The sequence below is a fragment of the Oerskovia enterophila genome (genome assembly GCF_044748475.1).
Lineage (GTDB): Bacteria > Actinomycetota > Actinomycetes > Actinomycetales > Cellulomonadaceae > Oerskovia > Oerskovia enterophila.
In genome coordinates this window covers 377,776-397,196 of record NZ_JBIVFZ010000003.1, presented here as the reverse complement: position 1 = coordinate 397,196, position 19,421 = coordinate 377,776, and the positions used below count along the sequence as shown (strand labels likewise).

General features: G+C 70.0%; 19 protein-coding genes and 1 tRNA gene. 9 read left to right on the top strand and 11 right to left on the bottom strand.

Going from position 1 to position 19,421, the window contains the following annotated elements:
• Positions 1 to 311: 311 nt before the first annotated feature.
• The 3 genes from ACIPWA_RS11115 to ACIPWA_RS11105 form a co-directional block, all read right to left on the bottom strand.
• Positions 312 to 1,205, bottom strand: a complete 894-nt coding sequence (locus ACIPWA_RS11115; RefSeq protein WP_400290737.1) for an FRG domain-containing protein — start codon at positions 1,203 to 1,205, stop codon at positions 312 to 314.
• A 360-nt stretch (positions 1,206 to 1,565) separates the two neighbouring features.
• Entirely contained in the window at positions 1,566 to 2,468 is a 903-nt protein-coding gene (locus tag ACIPWA_RS11110; protein WP_400290159.1) for a hypothetical protein, read from the bottom strand.
• Positions 2,469 to 3,211: 743 nt separating this feature from the next.
• Entirely contained in the window at positions 3,212 to 3,592 is a 381-nt protein-coding gene (locus ACIPWA_RS11105; RefSeq protein WP_400290157.1) for a hypothetical protein, read from the bottom strand.
• Here ACIPWA_RS11105 and ACIPWA_RS11100 point away from each other — a divergent pair.
• The 5 genes from ACIPWA_RS11100 (at position 3,585) to ACIPWA_RS11080 (ending at position 6,637) form a co-directional block, all read left to right on the top strand.
• Entirely contained in the window at positions 3,585 to 3,734 is a 150-nt protein-coding gene (locus ACIPWA_RS11100) for a hypothetical protein (RefSeq protein ID WP_400290155.1), read from the top strand. The genes ACIPWA_RS11105 and ACIPWA_RS11100 overlap by 8 nt on opposite strands.
• Before the next feature lie 158 nt (positions 3,735 to 3,892).
• On the top strand, positions 3,893 to 4,246 hold the full coding sequence (locus ACIPWA_RS11095; protein WP_400290153.1) for a DUF488 domain-containing protein: 354 nt from the start codon (positions 3,893 to 3,895) through the stop codon (positions 4,244 to 4,246).
• Positions 4,247 to 4,550: 304 nt separating this feature from the next.
• Positions 4,551 to 5,366: a DUF1206 domain-containing protein gene (locus ACIPWA_RS11090; RefSeq protein ID WP_056651023.1), complete on the top strand. Its 816-nt coding sequence runs from the start codon at positions 4,551 to 4,553 to the stop codon at positions 5,364 to 5,366.
• Between the two features lie 33 nt (positions 5,367 to 5,399).
• Positions 5,400 to 5,885, top strand: a complete 486-nt coding sequence (gene def / locus ACIPWA_RS11085) for a peptide deformylase (protein WP_056651026.1) — start codon at positions 5,400 to 5,402, stop codon at positions 5,883 to 5,885.
• Between the two features lie 251 nt (positions 5,886 to 6,136).
• The gene (locus tag ACIPWA_RS11080; RefSeq protein ID WP_056651029.1) at positions 6,137 to 6,637 is read left to right on the top strand and encodes a DUF3145 domain-containing protein; all 501 of its coding nucleotides are present in this window, start codon (positions 6,137 to 6,139) and stop codon (positions 6,635 to 6,637) included.
• 49 nt (positions 6,638 to 6,686) lie between these two features.
• Here ACIPWA_RS11080 and ACIPWA_RS11075 read toward each other — a convergent pair whose 3' ends face one another.
• The 7 genes from ACIPWA_RS11075 to ACIPWA_RS11045 form a co-directional block, all read right to left on the bottom strand.
• Positions 6,687 to 7,871 (bottom strand): HTTM domain-containing protein, encoded by a 1,185-nt coding sequence (locus tag ACIPWA_RS11075; protein ID WP_400290150.1) that lies wholly within the window; start codon positions 7,869 to 7,871, stop codon positions 6,687 to 6,689.
• Positions 7,868 to 8,629: a DUF5819 family protein gene (locus ACIPWA_RS11070; protein WP_400290147.1), complete on the bottom strand. Its 762-nt coding sequence runs from the start codon at positions 8,627 to 8,629 to the stop codon at positions 7,868 to 7,870. Before ACIPWA_RS11070 ends, ACIPWA_RS11075 begins: the two co-directional genes overlap by 4 nt.
• Before the next feature lie 192 nt (positions 8,630 to 8,821).
• Complete coding sequence (locus ACIPWA_RS11065; RefSeq protein ID WP_056651039.1) at positions 8,822 to 10,066, bottom strand: beta-ketoacyl-[acyl-carrier-protein] synthase family protein; 1,245 nt, start codon at positions 10,064 to 10,066, stop codon at positions 8,822 to 8,824.
• Between the two features lie 118 nt (positions 10,067 to 10,184).
• Positions 10,185 to 10,433 carry an acyl carrier protein gene (locus ACIPWA_RS11060; protein WP_056651042.1) on the bottom strand — a complete coding sequence of 83 codons (249 nt, stop codon included), beginning with the start codon at positions 10,431 to 10,433 and terminating at the stop codon, positions 10,185 to 10,187.
• 131 nt (positions 10,434 to 10,564) lie between these two features.
• Complete coding sequence (locus ACIPWA_RS11055; protein WP_068626976.1) at positions 10,565 to 11,572, bottom strand: beta-ketoacyl-ACP synthase III; 1,008 nt, start codon at positions 11,570 to 11,572, stop codon at positions 10,565 to 10,567.
• A complete protein-coding gene (locus ACIPWA_RS11050) occupies positions 11,569 to 12,585 on the bottom strand; it encodes an ACP S-malonyltransferase (protein ID WP_400290144.1) in 1,017 nt (338 codons plus the stop codon). The genes ACIPWA_RS11055 and ACIPWA_RS11050 overlap by 4 nt, the downstream gene beginning before the upstream one ends.
• A gap of 140 nt (positions 12,586 to 12,725) precedes the next feature.
• Positions 12,726 to 13,892 carry a PucR family transcriptional regulator gene (locus tag ACIPWA_RS11045; RefSeq protein WP_056651050.1) on the bottom strand — a complete coding sequence of 389 codons (1,167 nt, stop codon included), beginning with the start codon at positions 13,890 to 13,892 and terminating at the stop codon, positions 12,726 to 12,728.
• Between the two features lie 101 nt (positions 13,893 to 13,993).
• On the opposite strand from ACIPWA_RS11045, the gene ACIPWA_RS11040 reads away from it, so the two are divergent.
• Positions 13,994 to 14,680, top strand: coding sequence for a hypothetical protein (locus ACIPWA_RS11040; protein WP_068626980.1), 687 nt, complete (start codon positions 13,994 to 13,996; stop codon positions 14,678 to 14,680).
• 175 nt (positions 14,681 to 14,855) lie between these two features.
• On the opposite strand, the gene aceE is transcribed toward ACIPWA_RS11040, so the two are convergent.
• On the bottom strand, positions 14,856 to 17,603 hold the full coding sequence (gene aceE, locus ACIPWA_RS11035) for a pyruvate dehydrogenase (acetyl-transferring), homodimeric type (protein ID WP_400290140.1): 2,748 nt from the start codon (positions 17,601 to 17,603) through the stop codon (positions 14,856 to 14,858).
• A 505-nt stretch (positions 17,604 to 18,108) separates the two neighbouring features.
• On the opposite strand from aceE, the gene ACIPWA_RS11030 reads away from it, so the two are divergent.
• From ACIPWA_RS11030 to ACIPWA_RS11020, 3 genes are all read left to right on the top strand, one after another.
• Positions 18,109 to 18,522 (top strand): DUF3052 domain-containing protein, encoded by a 414-nt coding sequence (locus tag ACIPWA_RS11030; RefSeq protein ID WP_056651057.1) that lies wholly within the window; start codon positions 18,109 to 18,111, stop codon positions 18,520 to 18,522.
• Positions 18,512 to 18,988 (top strand): peroxiredoxin, encoded by a 477-nt coding sequence (locus ACIPWA_RS11025; protein WP_056763783.1) that lies wholly within the window; start codon positions 18,512 to 18,514, stop codon positions 18,986 to 18,988. Before ACIPWA_RS11030 ends, ACIPWA_RS11025 begins: the two co-directional genes overlap by 11 nt.
• A 258-nt stretch (positions 18,989 to 19,246) precedes the next feature.
• Positions 19,247 to 19,323 (top strand) — tRNA-Val (locus ACIPWA_RS11020).
• The last annotated feature ends 98 nt before the right edge of the window (positions 19,324 to 19,421 follow it).

The window sequence follows — 19,421 nt, the reverse complement described above, 5'->3', positions numbered from 1 at the left end:
CGCACACCGCGAGCACCTGCGCCGTGCAGCGTCGAGGGGTGCGAGCGTCCGCGGTCCGGCCGGCAGGACGTGTGCAAGATGCACTACCAGCGGCGCCTGCGCACGGGCCGCACCGAGCGCTCGTCCGGAGGCGACAGACAGGCTGCCACGACCCACCGCCCCCAGGGGCATGAGTACCCGCCCGAGAACACCTACCGCTTCCCGTCCGACGCTGGGGCCCGGCGCCGGTGCCGGACCTGCCGCATCGCCCAGTCCACAGTGGGCAAGGCCAACCAAGCGATGAACGAGAAGCAGAGGCCACGGGCCGGCCGCTAGCGGTCGTACACCTCAAAGCGGTAGGAGGGTCCGGGCGACTTGAGATCCAGTTCCTCGTAATTGAACGCATCACGAAATCCGTCGACATCCGGAAAGAGGACGCGGCGCCGACGGTTGAATGTGCCGGTGAGGGGGTCATCCATCGCAGCCTTGACCTTGGGAGGAATGACGAGCGCAAGGAAGGGCAGGCGCGCAGGGCGCCCTACTCCGCGATCGGAGTCTTCAGCGAGGCGAAGAAGGGCGTCGGCGCCTGGCGGACTCCCTGCCGCGAGATCTAAGTCGGGAACGCGCGGGACTTGCGGTGCATCGGGCATTGGGCTACCGATGAAGTACCCTTCCTGCGCGCGCATGCGGTCGTCCGGGATGGCGGGATAGAGCCGGAACGGCTGTCGTTCTGCGAACGACTTCATGAGCAGAAGAGTGAATTGAGCACTCAGGGGCTCGGCCGCCTGGGCGTATGTTATTGCGTCATGGGCGAAGGTATGCGCCCATGGCATCTCGGTGACGTCGATGGCAAACAGAACGCCGGCGCTGTTCTGGCCGGCCTTCGGGCGACGAGTCGCGAACCAGAGGGCGGTGAACGGATTCGACGTGACGTCCAGGAGTCTGGTGGGCACGCCGTGGTGCTGCAGGCTGGCGAGTAGATGAGCGTCCGAGTTCGACGCCCCGAGATCACGACCAAGCCCAAAGCGTCGTGCCTCGCGGATGATCCTCTTCTCTGTCTCTCGCATTCGCTCCTCGTCTACAGGGCCCGACTTCGCGAGGTGACGGTAGAGAGACGATGAGAGGTCGTAGCGAGCTCGACTCTGCCCTCTCCACGCGTAGATCCGACCGTTGCGAAGAGTTGAGACGCGACCGACCGTCCTGAGAAGCTGATCTCGACTTCTCACCTCGTACCCCCAGCCCGAGTCGATCCATGCGCGTGCTGCCGTCTCAGCCACTACTGGGCCGCCTCTCTTCGGTAGGTGCGGCCCAGGCTAGCGGCAAACTCTGGCGGACGTAGGGCGGGCCGAACCAGACGCCCCGATCGTGCGAGCGGCGATAGAACATGGTCGCCAGGAACAGGCGTGAGGCCCGGCCGGCGCGACGGCGTCGACGAGTTCGAGCCCGTCGCACTCCCACGCGATTCTGACGGTGACCGGGATCAGGTCCAGGGCTACCTTCTGGATCTGCGCATGGGCGGGATGCCGCGGGCACTAGTGATCGCCAGCCAGTCGGTGCGATGCAAGGGCTCGCGGCACCTGCGCCCGTCAGTCGTTCCCGTACTCACCCTCGTCGTATGGATCCTCGTCGGAAGGAACCACGTGCTCCTCATCTAGTCCGGCCTCTGTGATGAGTTCGTGATCGTCGAGCAGAAGGTGACATTTCGGGCAACTAAAGTGGTCTGGCACGAACGTCACATCAACCGTGGCGTAGCCGTCGTCGTATTCGTAACTGACATTCCGATCCAGTGCATCGTCAGATTCGACTGTGCCCAGGGCTCCGCAAGCTGGACAAGTCGCCTGGTCGCTATACGAAAGCCACGCTCTGCGATCGCTCAGCAACGCCCAGCGTTGCGTTTCGATCGCCGTCATCTGCCCCGCCTCGAAGCGGGCCAAGTTGCGGCGTGCCGCTTCAACGGCTGCCTCGAACTGGTGCTTAGTGCGCATCGCGTTACGGGCGAGGTGTTCCTCTACTTCTGCAACGCGTGCCGATCCGACGAAGTCGTCGATAGGGCGCTCGTGTGCTGTGAGCAAGACATGAATGAGAGACCAGTACCTTGACCACCATGCGTTGTCCGGAGGGCCAACAAGTGCGAACTCCGCGCCGTGCAGATAGTCGTTGCGTGCCTTGGAGAACTTGGACGCATCCTGTTCGCTGAACGGGCGGTAGATGGACTGGCAACGCTTGAATGCAGTCGACGCACTCACGGTGACGGAAGGTCCACCCTCCTTGAGTCCTAGCGCCTTCAGCAACTGGTCGCCGCCAGCATTGACCGGATCGGCGACGAGCGTCGGTGAAGTTTCCGCGAGTGCCCATTTTGCAAGGAGCTCGAGGGCGAGCGCCGCCCAGAGCCGACGTTCGTCCTGGCTTCGTTCGTCGCCCGGCTCCATAGCGCGGTTCACGAAGAGTCGCGCCTTTACCCAGAATGCGTCAGCATCGAACGCGCTCATCGTGCTCCTCCGACGTGGTAAGCGACTCGCCCGATTCGTCGGCCGGTGTCACCATCAGTTATCGCCGCTCGACCGTGCAGGACCCGCCGGTTCCGGATCAGAAGAACTTTCCCCGCCGTGTTCCAGGCGATCTCATCTACGGCACCATCTGGCGGATTCTCAAGCATGACAGCAAGTCTTCGAGCAAAAGCATCCAGGGGATTCATGCAAACTGGATCGAATCGCAGCCCCCCATCCCAAGCTGGGGTCAGCCATGTCTCACCGCCAGATGTGACCGAGAAAATCCCGTCGCGGTCTGCAGGCTCGATGGACTTCGTGGCGTCCCAGACACGGGTTGGCGTAGTGCTCACATTCATGGACCACAACAAGACATAGTCCGGCACCTTGCGCAGGTGGGCCCCGTCGGTATGAAGGGGCTGTTGCCCTAGGCCAACCTCGGCACTGATTGATGCAGGGTGCGCCTCCTTCTGAGTCTGGGGCTTCAGGATCGCGACCGGGTCCTCTCCACGTCGATTCTCAATAGGTCTCCACCCAAGTAGTTCGGCCTCACTGGTGAGCTGGTGCTTCACCATGAAATGTGGTCCTTTGGGCTCGGCCACCGCCCAGCCGCGCGTTTCAGAGTCACGAAGGAGATCTGCAAGAGTCGAGGAGGTCACGGGGGAAGAGTAGCCCCACTGGCTACGACGGAGTGCCCCGCCTTGCTCCCAGAAGGGAGCGAAGGCGGGGCTTCGTCATGTTGAGAATCAGGTGAGGTCGTTCGTGCGGTACATCGTGACGAGGTCGGAGCCGTCGAGCTGGACGCCGCAGTGCCAGCCGTCGTCGCGCTGCTCGGTGTAGGAGATCGTCCCGCCCTGGCTCGTGAGACGGACGGTGACGTGGTGGGCGCGCTCGAGCGGGGCTGGGACGTCGTTGGGGACTTCGGGGAGGGTGCTGGTCAGGTCGATGAGGAGCGTGCCGAGTGCGGCTACGGTGGCCTGGACGAGGAGGTCTGCCCAGCGGATGTCGCCCCAGGCGATGCCTGCGACGATCGTGGCGGCGACGACCTGCCCGAACGTCCTGGCGACGCGGTCGATGAGGGCGGCGACAGTGTCGCCCGTCGCGGTCGGGATCGTCGTCGTGCACACGACGAACGCTCCGGCCGGAGCGTCGATGGTCCGGGTGCTGAGCGCCGCCGGGTTCCGGGTCGTGCGGGCCCACGCGGCCGACTACCTCGACGTGGACCCCGACCTGTACGAGGCCGCCACGGGCCACCGACCGCGCGACTGACGGGTGCGCGTGGCGGCAAGGTCGACCGCGTGTGCGGTTGCCCTTCGATGCCACGCGACGGCGGTGGTCGGCTCGGGCGGCAGATCCGTCGCCGAGGGGCCTGGTGTGGACCGCGCCGTCGTCGTGCGTAGAGACCGCACCCGTCGTTCCATGGAGGCATGCCCCTCCGCATCCGACGCGTCTACGACGCCGCCACGCCCGACGACGGGTACCGCGTCCTGGTCGACCGCCTCTGGCCGCGCGGTGTGAGCAAGGAGCGAGCGCACGTCGACCGGTGGCTCAAGGAGGTCGCGCCCTCGAACGAGCTCCGGACATGGTTCCACCACGACCGCTCCCTGTTCGACGAGTTCGTCGTGTGCTACCGTGCCGAGCTCGACGAGAACCCGGCAGTCGAGGAGCTGCGCGCGATCGTGGCCGAGCACCCCGTCGTGACGCTGCTGTACGGGGCCAAGGACGAGCAGGACAACCAGGCCGTGGTGCTGCGCGACTACCTGGAGGCGACGGGGCGCTGACTCGACGGGCCCCTGCCTCGGCCGGACCCTGCCGAGAACGACCTTGCGTGCGGTCGAGCACGAGGTTGCGGTCGCTTTCGCCGCCAGAACGGTCGCAACCTCGTGCTCGGTCCCGGACCGACCGACCCGGACAGGACCGGCCCCGGGCACCGGCACCCCTCCGCGCGCCTCCAGAGGGTCGCGCACGACCGATCGAGACCGAAGCGCCCCATACCTCCCTGACGCCCGGATCGTCCCGTTCAGCGGGCGAGTGACGGCCGGTCGTGACACGATGCCACGTCCGACGACCTGAAGGAGATGCACCATGAGCACCGGCTCGAACCGCACGACGTCAGGGACCGCCCAGCGGCTTCAGCAGAGCAAGGGGCTGCGGGCACTCGCCCGGGCCGGGTACGCGGTCAGCGGCCTGCTCCACATCATGATCGGGGTCATCGCGGTCAGGATCGCGACGGGATCGGGCGGCGGAGAGGCCGACCAGACCGGCGCCCTCCAGGAGGTCGCGAGCACGACCGGGGGAGCGTTCGTCCTGTGGTTCGCCGTCGTCGCGTTCGCAGCCCTCGGGGTCTGGCAGGTTCTCGAGGCCGTCGCCGGGACGAGCGGTGACGCGAAGGACCAGGCGACCTTCCGGGCCAAGTCGGTCGGCAAGGCCGTGATCTACCTCGCGCTCGGGGTGCTGACCTTCCAGGTCGTCAGCGGCTCGGGCTCCGGCGGCGGTCAGGACAGCCTCACGGCCTCGCTCCTGGCCAACGGCGCCGGGCGGGTGCTCGTCGGGGTGGTGGGTGTCGGCATCGCCGCAGCGGGTGTCTACCACGTGGTCAAGGGCTGGAAGAAGTGGTTCCTGCGCGACCTCGAGGGCAACGCGAAGGGGCAGGTCGGCAACGCCGTCGTCGTCCTGGGACGGGTCGGCTACATCGCCAAGGGCATCGCCCTGGCCGTCCTGGGGGTGCTCGTCGTCACTGCGGCGGCCACTGCGGACCCCGAGAAGGCGAGCGGTCTCGACACCGCGCTGCGGACGATCGGCGCGCAGCCGTTCGGCGCGTTCCTCCTGACCGCGACGGGCGTCGGCTTCGCGGCGTACGGGGTGTACTCGTTCGCGCGTGCTCGGTACGCGCGGATGTGAGACCGGCACGGGCGTCATGAAACAATGACGCCCATGGCGATGAGAGAGATCCGCGTGATTCCGGACCCCGTCCTCCGCACCCCGTGCGACGAGATCACCACCGTGGACGACCGGGTCCGCTCGCTGGTCGCCGACCTCGTCGAGACCGTCGACTACGAAGGCCGCGCGGGCCTCGCCGCCAACCAGATCGGCGTGAACCTGCGCGCCTTCTCCTGGAACATCGAGGACGAGATCGGCTACGTCCTCAACCCGAAGATCGTCGAGCTCTCCGACGAGATCCAGGACGGCGACGAGGGCTGCCTCTCGGTCCCGGGCCTGTGGTACCCGACGCGACGCGCCTGGTACGCACGTGTCGTGGGCATGGACCTCGACGGCAACGAGATCACGGTCGAGGGCACCGGCCTCATGGCGCGCTGCCTGCAGCACGAGACCGACCACCTGGACGGCATGCTCTACCTCGACCGTCTGGACAAGGCGGTCCGCAAGAAGGCCATGCGCGAGATGCGCGCGCAGCTCTGACGCAATGTCACGCGATCCCCGGCCCCTGGGAACCCCTGCGGCCGGGGATCGCGGCGGCGTATGCGCAGCCGGTGCGGACCGCGCGCGGTCCTACCCGGAGCGGGTGAAATCTGCGATGGGGAGTTCTCCCCTCGCGATCCGCCGAGGTCTCGGGCAAGATATGCCTGGTATACCGCTGGACGACCCTGCATGATGATTCACCCTGGGTGAGGACGTTGGGGAAGACGAAACCTCGACCTAGGGAGGACGACATGACTGGTGCCATCACACGCGGTGTTCTTTTCGTGCACTCGGCGCCCCGGGCGCTGAGCCCGCACCTGGAGTGGGCTGCCGGGAACGTTCTTGGCGTGCGCGTCACGCTGGACTGGACCGAGCAGCCTGCTGCGCGCGACCTGTACCGGGCGGAGTACGCCTGGCAGGGCGCGCAGGGCACGGGCGCGCGCCTGGCCTCGGCGCTGCGCGGCTGGTCGCACCTGCGCTACGAGGTCACCGAGGACGCGAGCCACGGTGCCGACGGCGCCCGCTGGTCGCACACCCCTGACCTGGGCATCTTCCACGCGGTGACCGACGTGCACGGCAACGTCGTGATCCCCGAGGACCGGGTCCGTGCGGCGCTCGAGGTCTCGCACGACAACCGGGCCATGCGCGAGGCCCTTCACCTCGCGCTGGGCAAGGCGTGGGACGACGAGCTCGAGCCCTTCCGCTACGCGGGCGAGGGATCCAACGTGCGATGGCTCCACCGGGTGGGCTGACCCGCTTCACCGACCCCAGCGACCACGGTCGCCCGATGCCCGCCGGCTACTAGGAACCGGCGGGCATCGCTGCATCCCGCTCCGGTGCGCCGGAGCCCTCGACGTCCCCTGCCATCGGGCTGGAAGGGGCAGCGGCCCCCGCGGGAACGAGGTCCCCGTCCTCCCGGGGCGTGGCCTCACGAGCAGGGTCCGGTCCGTCGGCGGCCAGCTCCTCCGGGGCCGCGGGCGGGACGGTGGGACGTCGTCGGATGCCGTCCCACGTGCGTCGGAGGACGGGGGCCAGACGGCGCTGCACCCCCTCGTAGGTCACGTCACGGATGAAGATCGCGTCGATCGCGATCATGGTCATCGAGAAGTACATGAGCCCCATGAGCACCCCGATCCCCAGGTGCATGCCCGTGATGGCGATCAGGGCCAGGATGCGGGTGGGGCGTCGCAGCAGCAGGAACGGGAAGAAGAGCTGCACGAACACCGCGCTGTAGCTCAGGATCGCGACCAGCACCCCGGAGCGGCCGATCAGCTCGGTGACCTGCGGCCACGTCGAGAACTCGTCGAGCTGGAACACGTAGTAGATCGCCGTGCCGTGCTGCCACATGCCGCCCTGGATCTTGTACATCGCGGAGGCGACGTAGACGACGAAGATCTGGAAGGCGATGAGGAGGACCGCGCCGTTGTGCAGCAGTGTCCCCAGCCAGGCCCACGACGCGAACCGCGAGGGCGTGCCGGACGCCTGGGCCGCGCGGCGCCGTCGGGCATCGAGGGACCACCTGCCCGACGTGTCCGCGAAGAGCATGTACACGAGCACCATCCGCATGAGCTGGATGCCGCCGTCGCCGATGAACGGGTTGGTCCGGAACAGCGCGATGTACAGCACGAGCAGCACCGGGATCACGATCCGCGAGCGCCAGCCCAGGACCAGCAGCACCGAGAGCGCGACGAGCGCCAGGTACTGGAGGTCGAACGCCCACGCCGGCGCGGAACCGTTGAAGAACAGGTCGAGGAAGGCCGGGAACTCGTCGACGTCGACGCGCCCCTGGGCGAAGCTGCGCCCGGCTCCCCACGCCAGGCTCCGGTCGCCCCAGCCCGCCACGAGCTGGACGACCAGGATCAGGCCGAAGCCGATGCGCAGCACGGCCGTCCCGTAGGAGGCCTTGCGCGAGTCGAGCATCCAGGACTCACCGGCCGCGTACGTCGTGCGGAGCCAGGTGGTCGCGCTCGTCACCAGCCCGCTCATGAGACCCACCCTCCGAAGACGCTGCTGAAGCCTGCACGGGCCTCGGGGGTGACGGGCGACGGGTCGCGCCAGCCGAGCCGGGTGAACTGCTCCTCGGGTCGTTGCACACCCGGGACGAGGCGTTGCTCGAACGGGACGACGCCCTGCGTCGAGGTGCTCATCTGGATCGCGACGAGCTCGGTGTCCGGCCACAGGTCGAGTGCAGCCTGCGTGCCGAACAGGTACAGGGCGTCCTCGGCGAGCAGGTACGAGTCGATGCCGCTCACGCTCGCTCCTGTGCCCAGGAGTGCCTTGGTGAGGTCCTGGCGTCCCTGGCCGCCCTCCGTGGAGGCGACGTGGTCCGACTGGACCACGGCCTGCTGCTGCCCCACGAGCGCGCCGTAGGCCGAGGTGTAGAAGCGGTTGACGCTCACGGGGATGCGCCACGTGCGCGTGGGCAGGATCTGGTGCCGCACCTGCTCGTTGAAGACGTCGCCGAGGTTGACCCACTCGGTCACCGACTCGGTGCCCTGGGTGTCGCGGGTCGAGGCACGCACCCAGACGCGCAGGTCGACCGACTGCGGGTCCGGGGCGAAGATCTGCCAGTTCTGCCCGAACAGGGGCCGCATGTGCGCGGTCGTGACGGGCGCGGCCTCCTGGCTGAGGGACGAGCTGGGCGCGGCGTACAGGAACGTCGAGAGCATGTGGAACGAGACCACCGCCAGGACGACGACCATGGTCGCGCGCTGCACGACCGTGCGGGAGCGTGCGGTGCTCACCCGTGTACCTCCACGTCGAGGACGGCCCTGGCGACCGCGTTGCGCAGAATACTAACCAGTCCTAACGATTCAAGGAAGCCCTGCGCGCACACCCCGGACGCACGGACGCCCGGTGGGGGCGAGGGCGAAGGTCCTCGCGCCCACCGGGCGTCGATGCATCGGGGCGCAGGAGGACTGCGCCGACGACGTGGGTCAGGCGTTCGTCACCACGAGGGCGACGTTGTGGCCGCCGAACCCGAACGAGTTGTTGATCGCGGCGATGTCGCCTGCGGGCAGCTCGGCCGGGACGTCGCGCACCAGGGGGACCTGGAGCTCGGGGTCGGGCTGGGCGACGTTGATGGTCGGGGGAGCCAGGCGCTCGTGCACGGCCTTGACCGTGAAGATGGTCTCCAGGGCGCCTGCGCCGCCGAGCAGGTGCCCGGTCATCGACTTGGTGGCCGAGAGCAGGACGTGGTCCGCGTCGTCGCCCAGGACCGTACGGATCGAGCGCGTCTCGGTGAGGTCGCCGACCTTGGTCGAGGTCGCGTGGGCGTTGACGTGCACGACGTCGCGCGCCTGCGCACCGGCCTCCCCGAGGGCACGGGTCATCGCGGCGACCTGCCCGCGACCCTCCGGGTCCGGGGAGGTGATGTGGTACGCGTCCGAGGACAGGCCCACGCCGCCGATGCGGGCGTACACGCGCGCACCGCGGGCCGCTGCGTGCTCGGCGCTCTCGAGGACCACGATGCCCGCGCCCTCGCCGATCACGAACCCGTCGCGGTCGACGTCGTAGGGCCGCGAGGCGCCCTGCGGGTCGTCGTTGCGCAGCGACAGGGTGCGCGAGGCCGCGAACGCGGCGATGGGCATGGGGTGGATCGTGGCCTCGGTGCCGCCGGCCACGACGATGTCCGCGCGACCGGCACGGATCATGTCGACGCCGTACCCGATGGCCTCGGCGCCCGAGGCGCAGGCCGAGACGAGCGCGTGCGCACCGGCACGGGCGCCGATCTCGAGCGAGACGTAGGCCACGGCCGAGTTCGGCATGAGCATGGGCACGGTCATGGGCAGCATGCGCCGCGCGCCGCGCTCCTTGAGCGTGTCCCAGCCGTCGAGCGTGGTCCAGATGCCGCCGATGCCCGACGAGACGACCGCGCCGAGGCGGTCGCCGTCGATCTCCGGGCTGCCGGCGTCGGCCCAGGCCTCGCGCGTCGCGATCATCGCGTACTGCGTGGACGGGTCCATGCGCTTGATCTCGGGGCGCGCGAGGACGTCCTCGGGCTTGACCTTGATCTGCGCGGCGAACGTGACGGGGATCTCGTAGCGCTCGGCCCAGTCGTTCTCGAGGGTGCGTGCGCCGGACTGCCCGGCGAGCGCCGCGGCCCAGGTGGAGGCCACGTCCCCGCCGAGCGGCGTGGTGGCACCGAGACCGGTGACGACGACTTCACGGACGGAGGTCATGGCAGCTCCAGGTGAGTGAGGGGGAGGAAGGGGGGCGGGCAGGCCGGCGGTCGTCGACCGCCGGCCCGCACCGGCTGGGCCGCGAGGGCCCGGCGCCGATCAGCTGTCGAGCAGCTGGTCAGGCCTGTGCGCCCGTGATGAAGGACACTGCGTCGCCGACGGTCGAGAGGTTCTTGACCTCCTCGTCGGGGATGCGGACGCCGAACTTGTCCTCGGCGTGCGTCACGATCGTCATCATCGACAGCGAGTCGATGTCGAGGTCGTCCGTGAAGGACTTCTCGGCGAGGACGGCGTCCGTGGGGAGGCCGGTCTCTTCGCTGACGATCTCCGCGAGACCAGCGAGGACTTCCTGCTCGGTGTAAGCCATGGGTTTCTCCTTGTGATGGGTGCCGGGGCCGTCCGGCACCGGGAACCTGCAGTGGAACTGTGGAAAGGTCGTACGTGCCCGTCCCGTGCCCCGCGCGGACGCGGACCGGGGACAGACAGGATGATTCTCCCCTACGGGAGGACGATCACCTGCGCCGCGTAGACGAGGCCCGCGCCGAAGCCGATCTGCAGCGCGAGGTCGCCCGACGTCGCCAGGCCCTCGGACAGGAGCCGGTCGGTCGCGAGCGGGATCGAGGCGGCCGACGTGTTGCCGGTCTCCGCGATGTCGCGCGCGACGGCCACCGACTCCGGCAGGCCGAGCTGCTTGATCATCTGGTCGATGATGCGCATGTTGGCCTGGTGAGGGATGAACGCCTGGACGTCCTGCGCGGTGACGCCTGCGGCGGCGAGCGCCTTCTCGGCGACCGGGGCCATCTGGAAGGCGGCCCACTTGAAGACCGTCTGCCCGTCCTGGCGCAGCGTCGGCCAGCCGAGCTCGGGGTTCTCGCGCAGGTCCGACCATGCGTGCGTCTGTCGGATCGCCGGGGCCTTGCCGCCGTCCGACCCCCAGATCGTGGGGCCGATGCCGGGGGTGTCGGACGGGCCGACCACCGCGGCGCCCGCGCCGTCACCGAGCAGGAACGAGATGGTGCGGTCGGTCGGGTCGACGAAGTCGCTCATCTTCTCCGCGCCGACCACGAGGACGTGCTGCGCCGCGCCCGACCGCACCAGGGCGTCCGCCTGGGCGATCCCGTACGTGTACCCGGCGCAGGCCGCCGAGAGGTCGTACGCGGCCGCCGGGGTGGCGCCGAGCCGGTCCGCGAGCACCGCGGCGGCCGAGGGCGTCTGGTGGAAGTAGGTCGTGGTCGCGAACAGGACCGCGTCGACGTCGCCGCCGGTCAGGCCCGCCGCGGCGATCGCCTTGCGCGCAGCGCCCTCCGCGAGGTCGACGACGTCGACGTCGGCGCCCGCACGTCGGCGCGTGACGATGCCCGTGCGCTGGCGGATCCACTCGTCCGAGGAGTCGATCGGTCCCGCGAGGTCGTCGTTCGAGACGACGTTCTCGCCGCGGACCCCGCCGATGCCCAGGACGCGCGAGTACTCGGCGCCCGCAGCCTGGCGGATCGTCAGCGCGCTCACGCGGTGGCCCCGTCGGCGGGCGGAGTCTCGCCGGCGGCCGAGGAGCCGGCCGCGTCGCTGTGGCGCGCAATGAGGTCACGAGCCTTGTCGATGTCCGCGGTCGACTTGACCGCGACCGTCTCGACTCCTGGGAGCGTGCGGCGCGCGAGGCCCGTGAGGACCCCGCCCGGCGCGAGCTCGAGGATCGCGGTCACACCGAGCGACGCGAGCGTCTCCTGGCAGAGGTCCCAGCGGACCGGGGCCGCGATCTGGGCCGTGAGGCGCGAGAGCACGTCCTGCTCGAGGCCGAACAAGCCACCGGACTCCGCACCCGAGACGCTCGCGTACGAGGCGCCGTCGGCGTTCGAGAGGAAGGGCAGGCGCGGGTCCGTCGCGTCCCAGCCCGCGGCGACCGGGGCGAACGCGTCGAGCGCGGACTGCATGAAGGGCGTGTGGAACGCGCCCGCGACCTGGAGCGGGATGACCCGGGCCTTGGCCGGCGGGTTGGCCCCGAGCGTCGTGATGCCCTCGAGCGAGCCCGCGGCCACGACCTGCCCGCCGCCGTTGACGTTCGCGGGCCACAGGCCCGCGGCCTCGATCGCGGCGAGGACCTCCTCGGCGTCGCCGCCCACGACCGCGGCCATACCGGTGGGCGTCGCGGCGGCTGCCTCGGCCATGAAGCGGGCGCGGGCCGTCACGAGGCCCACCGCGGCGGCGTCCTCGAACACGCCCGCGACGGCTGCGGCTGCGAACTCGCCGACCGAGTGGCCCGCGGTCACGTCGACGACCTCGCACGTGTCGCGGCCGTCGAGGATCGCGCGCAGAGCGATCAGCGAGGCCGACACGATGAGCGGTTGGGCCACCGCGGTGTCACGGATGGTGTCGGCGTCCGACTCGGTGCCGTGGGCACGCAGGTCGAGGCCGGACGCGGCGGAGAACGCGTCGAGCTGCGCGGGGACCCCGGGCAGCTCGAGCCAGGGGGCGAGCATTCCGGGGGACTGGGAGCCCTGTCCAGGGCACAAGACGGCTAGCACTCGTCAACTGTGCCAACCCGGCACGCCGCCGGGACGTCACGACCCGCACCAACCTTGTCCGGGCCGTTTGTGCCGAACCTACAAGAGGCGCGGGATGGCGGCGTCGCCGACGGCGCCGCCCCGCACCAGAGGTGCGCGGTTCAGCGCCCCGCCGGGTCGCCCGAGAGCTGGCCGAGCGCGAGCGCGATCTGCAGCACGAACGACTCGCGCGCGTCGAGCGGGTCCCAGCCCGTGATCTCGGCGACCTTGCGCAGGCGGTAGCGGACGGTGTTGGGGTGCACGTACAGGCTGCGCGAGGCGGCCTCGAGCGAGCGTCCGGTGCCCAGGTAGGCGGACAGCGTTTCGAGGATCGCGCCCGTGCTCTCGAGCAGGGGGCGGTACGCCTGGACCACCAGGGTGCGGCGGGCCGTGGTGTCGCCCGTCAGGACGCGCTCGGGCAGCAGGTCGTCGGCCAGCACGGGCCGCGGGGCCTGGGGCCAGGCGGGGGCCGCGGCCAGGCCCGCGAGCGCGGCCTGCGCCGAGCGCGCGGCGTCGTCGAGCGAGGGGACCGTGGGGCCGATCACCACGGGGCCCGGGCCGAAGCGGGGGAGCAGCGAGGCCGCCGCGGCCTGCAGGTCGCCCTCACCGCCCAGGACGAGGACCAGGCGGTCGCCGTGGATGCCCACGAGCGCGTCGCCCGCGGCACGGCGCGTCGCGCGCCGCAGCTCGGCCGTGCGCAGCTCGTCGAGCGGCGCGGTCGCGGTGCCCACCATGACCAGGACCGACCCGTGGCCGCCCCAGCCGAGCGCCGAGACGCGCGAGCGCAGCGAGTCGTCGCCGTCGCCGCGGATGAGCGCGTCGACGATGAGCGCCTCGAGGCGCGCGTCCCACGCGCCGCGGACCTCTGCGGCGCGCGCGTAGACCTCCGCGGCCGAGAACGCGACCTCGCGCGAGTAGCGCAGCACGGCCTCGCGCAGGTCGCGCTCGCCGCCGGGGATCGCGAGCTGGTCGGAGTACGCCTCGACGACCTCGACCACGATCCGCACGAGCTGCAGCGTGTGCTGGAGCGAGATGGACCGGGTGAGCTCGGAGGGGGCGGCCGCGAAGATCTCGCTCACGCCGTGCGGGGGAGAGGCCGGGTTGGCGTACCAGGTCACGAACGCCGTGATGCCCGACTGCGCGACCAGCCCCACGTACGAGCGGTCGTCGGCAGGCAGCGCGCGGTACCAGGGGAGGTCCTCGTCGAGGCGTCGGAGGGCGGCCGCGGCGAGCAGCCCGCTGCCGTCGCGAAGTCGCTGCAGGTTGTCGGAGTTCCCCGTGATCGGCACGCCCCGAGCATACGGCGTGGTTGTGGGGAGTCCACAAAACGGGGAACCATGACATGCGGTCCTCACGCGGCGAGGCGGACGGGAGCCGCTAGGGTCGATCCATGGCACTGATGCCCCGACTACGACAGCTCATGCGACGCCAGTCCTCGGCGTCGACCGTGGGTGCTCGTCGCCCCACCAGCGCCGACAGGCGAGGAGACACCGTGCACGAGGACGCGCTGCGCGCCATGCTCGTCGACGACCCCAACGACGAGCGGGCCTTCCAGGCGCTCGCCGAGATCGTCCGGCGGCGGGCGGCCGAGTCCCACGTGTCCGCGGACCCGCTCGCGGCCCCCGCGGACGAGAGCGAGAAGCAGCAGGCCGCGGACCTCGCGGTCTGGGCCCTCGCGGAGGAGCTCGCGGGGCACCCGCGCGGCTGGTACCCGCTCGTGGAGCTGGGCCGGCTCTCGCTCGAGGACGACCAGGAGGCGGCGCTGCGGCGGTTCGCGACCGCGGCCGAGCGCGACCCGTCGGGGCTCGCGCTCGCCGAGAGCATGGAGATCCTGCGCGAGGCGCACCTGCCGGTCGAGGCCCTGGGCCTGGGGGTGGGGCACTGGCGAGCGCGCGAGCACACGCCCGAGGCCGGGCGCCAGCTCGTCCTGGCCGCGATCGACGCGGACCGCATCTTCGAGGCCAAGCACCACCTCGAGGCCCTCGCGCTGTACCCGGACGCGGCGGTCGTCGCCCCGATCCGGCACGAGCTCACGCTCGCGATCGCGCACGCCGAGCAGCACCGCTCGGGCACCTAGGCCCGACGACGTCGCGTCGGCCGGGCGCCCTGCGCCCCCGGCGTGCGGCGCGCCCAGGCGTCTCCCACCTCCGGACGCACCGACGGCGCCGCCACCTCTCGCGAGGTGAGCGGCGCCGTCGGGCACTGCGGTCCTGGTGCCGGTCAGACCGGCGCCGGGCGCGGGGCAGGAGCGATCAGGAGTCGCCGCCCGCGTTGCCGGACGTACCGGCCGTGACGTCCATCAGACGGTACTTCTCGATCGCCTGGGCCGAGGCCTCGGCCGGGACCTTGCCCTGCTTCGCGAGCTGCTGGAGCACGCGGACCACGACCGAGGGACCGTCGATCTTGAAGTGACGACGGGCCGCGGCGCGGGTGTCGGAGAAGCCGAAGCCGTCCGCACCGAGCACCGCGTAGTCGCCCGGGACCCACTGGCGCACCTGGTCGGGGACCAGGTGGTCGTAGTCGCTCGTCGCGACGAACGGGCCCTCGGCACCCTGCAGCTTGGCCGTCAGGTACGGCACGCGCGGCGTGGCGGCCGGGTTGAGGAACGCGTCCTGCTCGGCGGCCAGGCCGTCGCGGCGCAGCTCGTTCCAGCTCGTGACGCTCCAGACGTCCGCGGAGACGCCCCAGTCCTGCTCGAGGAGCTCCTGCGCCTCCAGGGCCCACGGCACGCCCACGCCCGAGGCGAGGATCTGCGCCTTGGGTCCCGACGCCTCGGAGACCTTGATGCGGTGGATGCCGCGCAGGATGCCCTCGACGTCGACGTCCTCCGGCTCGACCGGCTGCTGCATGGGCTCGTTGTAGACCGTCACGTAGTACATGACGTTCTGGTCGCGCCCGTCCGAGCCGTCGCCGTACATGCGCTCGATGCCGTCGCGCACGATGTGGCGGATCTCGTAGCCGTAGACCGGGTCGTACTGGACGATCGCCGAGTTGGTGCCGGCCAGCAGCGGCGAGTGGCCGTCCGCGTGCTGGAGGCCCTCACCGGTGAGCGTCGTGCGCCCGGCCGTCGCGCCGATGATGAACCCGCGGGTCAGCTGGTCGCCGGCGGCCCAGAACTGGTCGCCCGTGCGCTGGAACCCGAACATCGAGTAGAAGATGTAGAACGGGATCATCACCTCGCCCTGCGTGGCGTACGAGGTGCCGACCGACTGGAACGCGGCCGCGGAACCGGCCTCGTTGATGCCGGTGTGCATGATCTGCCCGGCCTCGGACTCCTTGTAGCTCAGCATGAGCTCGCGGTCCACGGCGAGGTAGTTCTGGCCCTGCGTGTTGAAGATCTTCGCGGACGGGAAGATCGAGTCCAGACCGAAGGTCCGGGCCTCGTCCGGGATGATCGGCACGATGCGCTTGCCGATCTCCTTGTCCTTGATGAGGTCCTTGAGCAGACGGACGAACGCCATGGTGGAGGCGATCTCCTGGTTGCCCGAGCCCTTCTTGAGGATCTCGTACGTCTTGTCGCCCGGCAGCGTGACGGGGGCCGGCGCGGAGCGACGCTCCGGCACGTAGCCGCCCAGCTGGTTGCGACGCTGCTGCATGTACTGGATCTCCGGCGCGTCGGCACCCGGGTGGTAGTACGGGGGCTCGTACGGGTTGGCGTCGAGCTCCTCGTCCGTGATCGGGATGCGCAGCGAGTCGCGCAGCGTCTTGAGGTCGGCCAGGCCGACCTTCTTCATCTGGTGCGTCGAGTTGCGCCCCGCGAAGCCCGAGCCCAGGCCGTAGCCCTTGACCGTGTGGGCCAGGATGACCGTGGGCTGGCCCGTGTGGGCGGTAGCCGCCGCGTACGCCGCGTAGAGCTTGCGGTAGTCGTGGCCGCCACGCTTGAGGGCCCAGATGTCGTCGTCCGACATGTTCTCGACGAGCTGCTTGGTGCGCGGGTCGCGCCCGAAGAAGTGCTCGCGGATGAACGCGCCGCTCTCCGCACGGTAGGTCTGGTAGTCGCCGTCGGGCGTGACGTTCATCAGGTTGACGAGCGCACGGTCCTTGTCGGCGTTGAGCAGGGTGTCCCACTCGCGGCCCCAGATGACCTTGATGACGTTCCAGCCGGCGCCGCGGAACTGCGCCTCGAGCTCCTGGATGATCTTGCCGTTGCCGCGGACCGGGCCGTCGAGGCGCTGCAGGTTGCAGTTGACCACGAAGTTCAGGTTGTCCAGGCCCTGCTGCGCGGCGAGCTGCAGCATGCCGCGGCTCTCCGGCTCGTCCATCTCGCCGTCACCGAGGAAGGCCCAGACGTTCTGCTGGCTCGTGTCCTTGATGCCGCGGTTGTGCAGGTAGCGGTTGGTCCACGCCTGGTAGATGGCCGAGGCCGGGCCGAGGCCCATCGAGACCGTGGGGAACTCCCAGAAGTCCGGCATGAGGCGCGGGTGCGGGTAGGACGGCAGGCCGCCGCCCGCGTGCGACTTCTCCTGGCGGAACCCGTCGAGCTGGTCGGCCGAGAGGCGACCCTCGAGGAACGCGCGGGCGTAGACGCCGGGGCTCGCGTGACCCTGGAAGTAGACCTGGTCACCGCCGCCCGGGTGGTCCTTGCCGCGGAAGAAGTGGTTCAGGCCCACCTCGTACAGCGTCGCGACCGACGCGTAGGACGAGATGTGTCCACCGACCCCGATCCCGGGGCGCTGGGCGCGCGTGACCATGACGGCCGCGTTCCAGCGGTTCCAGCTGCGGTAACGACGCTCCATGGCCTCGTCGCCGGGGAAGTACGGCTCCTCGTGCACACCGATGGTGTTGACGTAGGGCGTGTTGATGGACGTGGGGATCGCGACGTTGCGCTCGCGTGCTCGCTTGAGCATGTTGAGCAGGACGTAGCGCGCGCGAGGGCCGCCACGGTCGTCGATCAGTCCGTCCAGGGACTCGACCCACTCGCTCGTCTCAGCGGGGTCGATGTCCGGTACTTGGCTGAGCAGACCGTTGATCAGCGGTCCTGTCTCGTCAAACGAAGCCACCAGCAACCTCATATCTCGTTCGGAGCGGTATTCGGATTGAATCACGGCGCGGTACACCGTGCCCGCTCTCCTCCAGCCACTCCTGCGCAGCGAGAGCAGTCGCTGGTGGCGACTGTGCCCTCCACACTCTCGGGTGGTCGAACCATTCTGTTACCCCGCAGCCCGGAAGTCACACCACAAGGGGGTCAAGGGAGCGTGATCCTCACGACACAGGAGGGTGTGGGTCGGGTGCAGACGGTGCGGAGGAGGGGATCGAGCGGGGTGCGGCGGTGCTCCGGGAGCCCCTCGTGGGCCCGACGGCGGAGCCCGGCCCGGTCGGTCGAGGCACGTTCGCGCGCGCTCTGACGTTGTGCCGAGTGCGGTTCCCCGCAACACTGGGCTTCTGCGCTGGTGGACACGCCGCACGAAACGCCCGTCCTGCTGAGGCATGCGGGAGTGCCGTGGGCTACCTTTGCCAAGCAGGGCACTGATCATCAAGCAGTACGAAGAAGGGAAAGAGACACAAGTGGGAGCGACGACGGACCCCCAGGGTGCAGGACGCCTGGGGTTCCTCTCTGGCCATGTGGTGCAGGAGTTCGGTTGGGGCGAGGACGTCGACGACGACCTGCGCGCCGAGATCGAGGAGCTCGTCGGCTCCGAGCTGGTGGACGAGGACTACGGCGACGTGACCGACGGTGTCGTCGTCTGGTGGCGCGAGGACGACGGCGACCTGGCCGACATGCTCGTGGACGTCCAGACCGTGCTCGACGACGGTGGCCTCATCTGGATCTTCACGCCCAAGGCGGGCCGCGACGGCCACGTGGGCCACAACGACCTCCAGGAGGCCGCGACGACGGCCGGCCTGCACGCGACCAGCACGTTCGCGATCGCGCCGGACTGGTCCGCGACGAAGCTCGGGACGCGTGGCCGTGGGCGCTGAGGCGCCCGAGCTCACGGTCCGGACCGGCGACGTCGCCCCGGACTTCACGCTGACCGACACGCACGGCACCCCGGTCCGTCTCTCGGACCTGCGCGGCGGCCCCGTCCTGCTCGTGTTCGTGCCGTTCGCCTTCTCGGGGACGTGCACGAGCGAGCTGTGCGAGCTCCGCGACAACATCGAGGACTTCGAGACTGCGGGCGTCACGCTCTTCGCGATCTCGTGCGACCCCGTGTTCTCGCTCAAGGCCTGGGCCGCGCAGGAGGGCTACACGTTCGGGCTCCTGTCCGACTTCTGGCCGCACGGCGAGGTCTCGCGGCAGTACGGGGTGTTCGACGACGAACGCGGCCTCGCGATCCGCGGCAGCTTCCTGATCGACGCGGACGGCGTCGTCCGGTGGTCCGTCGTGAACCCGCGCGGGCAGCGCCGGGACCTCGCGGGGTACCAGGCGGCGCTCGCGGAGCTCTGACGCGCACCCCCCTCGACGGGCGTGCCGCGGCCCTGAGCCGCGGTGCGCCCGTTCGCGCGTCGGGTGACCGGTGCGTCGCGTGACCGGTGGGACGAACGACCGGGTGCGACGGGCGACCGGTCCCACGGACCGGGTTCGACGGGTACGCCGGCGTTACCGGCCTGCGGTGGCCGTGCGTCGTCGGGCGGGCGATGCCCGATCTGCGGCTGATGTGCGAGGCACGGCCGGCGACCCGGTAGGCTGTGCACCGCTGTTCTGGGGCCTGTAGCTCAGTTGGTTAGAGCGCCACGCTTACACCGTGGATGTCGGGGGTTCGAGTCCCTCCGGGCCCACCATCAGGGGCGCGTTCCCACACTCGTACGTTGACTGGCCAGTTTCGTGGACTGTGCTGGACCCAGATGCCACCATCCGGCATTGCCTACTCCCGGTAGAG